The organism is Archangium sp. (assembly GCF_036389735.1).
Classification (GTDB): Bacteria; Myxococcota; Myxococcia; order Myxococcales; family Myxococcaceae; genus Archangium.
Map to the genome: position 1 here is coordinate 1 of NZ_DASVWK010000551.1, position 2,873 is coordinate 2,873.

Consider the following 2,873-nt stretch of genomic DNA (forward strand, 5'->3'; position numbering starts at 1 on the left):
GTCCACGAGCGAGAAGCGGGTGGTGCCTTGCTCCCAGGTGGCGAAGAAGGAAGTCTCTCCCCCCTCGATGGAGACGAGGCGCACCTTGCGCTCACCGGCGTGGAGCACGCTCTGGTCCAGGCGCGAGAGCTGGGAGAGCTCGGGGTTGGCGGCGGCCAGCGCGCCGGCGACCTGTGCCGACTGCTGGCTCGTCACGCCGGACCACAGGCACGAGAGGGGCGGCGCCGCGCTGCGCGTGCCACAGGTGAGGGTGTTACGCTCGATGAGCACGTCCTGCGAGCACCGATCATAGCCCTCCTGCGAGAGGCCACTGCCCCACTGGTGGTAGTCGCGCGAGCCCAACCTGGGGCTCGAATGCACCTCCCGCGTGAGGTAGCGGTCGATGTTGGAGCCAGGCATCCCCGCGGCACTGCACGTCTGGATGAAGCCATCATCTCCGCCAGGAATCAGTGCACCCATGCCCCAGCCCAGGGCGTTGCGGAAGCTCAAGTCTGGCCAGGGGATGCGGATGCAGATTTTCCTCCGGAAGATGCGGAAGCAGAGCTCCTTGTGGGCCCACATGGGCGCATTGCCGGCGACCAAGTGGTAGTTGACGCCGCTGCGCTTGAAGTGGGTCAGGTTGAAGAGCGCCATGCCGGGCCGAGTCATCTGGCAGACGGCATCGGGGCGAGGCAGGAGGTAGCAGAAGGAGGAAAGGAGGGTGGGCGTGCCGAGGTGGGGGCTGCCGTAGGTGAAGAGCTGCGAGACGTCCTCGTCATACAGGCCGCTCTCCAGGTAGGCGCGAGCCACGAGTCCGCCCATGCTGTTTCCATAGAGGATGACCTTGTCGCGGCCCGTCTCGTACTTGGCTTGGTCGATCCAGGTCTCGACGCGCTCGGCGTTTTCATGGAAGGGCGGCGTCCAGTGCGGCTGGGTCTCCAGCTGGTGCCCGCCCGTGTAATAGCCCCGCTGCCGGAGCGCCTCGGGGACGCTCGCGAAGTCCGCCAGGCTCGAGGTCCACCCGTGCACGAAGATGACGGGGTCGAAGTTCCAGCCACGGATGTTTAGGGTGATGACCTGACCGGCCTGGGTGAGGGAGCGGGTGTAGTTGTTCGTCTGGAACGCGTGGGAGCCGAAGGTCCAGCCGGCTCGGCTCGCTCGCAGGGTATAGGTGCCGAGCGGGAGGTTGGGGAAGTTGTAATACCCCGAGACATTCGTGACAGCGGTATACCCGCCACCTGCATCCACCACGGCGCCGGCCACCGGATTGCCGTTGCGGTCGGTCACCTGCCCCTGGATGCGGCTGGGTGGGGGGGCCGCGCAGTTCCAGGGATTGGCGGGCTGGTCATTGATGGCGACCCAGAAGCGGCTGCTGTTGCTGATATTGCCATAGGCATACCAGCCCCAGCCGCCGCCGCCGTCATGAAACTCCGCCATCCCCCAGCCGGGGCCAAAGGTCTGCGCGCAGATGCCATCCGCGACGGCCCGGGAGGTGAGCGCATGGCCAGACTGGGGCGTGGTCAGCCGGATGCGACCGCCCGTCCAGCCATTGTAGAAGTCCGGCGTGATGTAGGACGGCGTGGCCAATCCCTCCTTGCGCAGGCAGAGGATGGGCAGCGAGACCGAGCAGGAGGTATCCCCGTCATAGGCGTTGGTGTCGTGGTCCGAACCGACGTTATCGACATCCCCGGTATGGGAGCGCCAGCGCCAGGTCATGCCTCTGCATTCACACGCAGAGGCCACGGCGGGGGCCGCCAGGAAGAGCGCCATCACCAGGGTGATGCCGGTGCGGAGACAGAGAAGGAAGAAACTTCGACTCATGCGGGACTCCAGTTGGGGGTGGCAATGAGCGAGTCAGCCTCGCTCCAGGGGAGGAACTCGAGCGTCTGGGGCCACAACTGCGCGGACACGCGCAGTTCCAGCGCCCCCAGGTGGCACAGGAGGCGGAGGAGCACCGCACGGGTGGTACGAAAAGAGGAGTGGGGCGGGCGAGCGGTGCATGGCGGGAGCCCACTCCTTCTGGGTCCACAGAGGAGAGGCGCGGAGCCGCCGGGTTATGCACAGATTCATATGGAGCCACCACGAATGCGCGGCACAGCCCGTCCCCTGGCGCAGGAGGGGGGCGGCAGGGGCGTGGGCTTCTGGGGCACCGTGACGGCTTGGGGCTCAACACCCCGCGCGATGGGGTGGCCCCTGCGCTGGAGCCAATCTCGCACTCGACGTGGGCTGTCCCAGATGCTCCAGAATGGCGCCTACCCCACCGGGTGCCGTCACATACGCCAGCACCCGCCCGGGGCCTCCACAGCAGACCCCCTGCCGGAGCAGGAGTGCGGGCTATCGGACAAAAGCCAGGCTCACACTACTTCTTGCCTTTCGCGGCGAGTTCGCATTGCTCACGGCAGCCTGTGTAGGCCATTCCGGCGGCCATGGCGCAGCTGCTGAGCCTGAACGCTTCATGCATGCGTTGCTCACAAGTCTTGAAGCACGCCTCGAGCTTCTTCTTGCACTCGCCCTTGCAATTCAAATCCTCAGGGGGCGCTGGATTCTCGGCGAGCGCGGTTGCTCCCCACAGCATCCAGATTCCCAGCAACACCGTGCGACCGATGTGACGCATGCTCCTCATGCTCTTCTCCTGCACGTGATGGGTTTGTTCATGCTTGCCCTGAGTCTCTCCTTCAAGAGACTCGGGGCGGGAGAGCTATGCACGGCGCTACCTGCTTCAATTACCCGGCTCTTGTGAGGCCGGAGGAACCAGTTTGCTGGTGTTCACGTTCTGGAAGGTGCTCGCAGCAGTGCGGCGCATGGCCCGCGCCGTCCCCGATACCCGCGAGCCCCGCCCCGGCGGCGTCTGGGGCTGGCGCTGGCGAACGCCGCTACGGTGGGCGCCCTGCTCG

2 protein-coding genes are annotated in these 2,873 nt (G+C 66.2%); both read right to left on the bottom strand.

The window, feature by feature from the left end; translation table 11 throughout:
- Positions 1-1,800: alpha/beta fold hydrolase (locus tag VF794_RS19255; RefSeq protein WP_331112478.1), on the bottom strand; the 1,800-nt coding region annotated here is incomplete at its 3' end.
- Positions 1,801-2,338: 538 nt separating this feature from the next.
- Positions 2,339-2,593: a hypothetical protein gene (locus VF794_RS19260; RefSeq protein WP_331112480.1), complete on the bottom strand. Its 255-nt coding sequence runs from the start codon at positions 2,591-2,593 to the stop codon at positions 2,339-2,341.
- Positions 2,594-2,873: the final 280 nt, after the last annotated feature.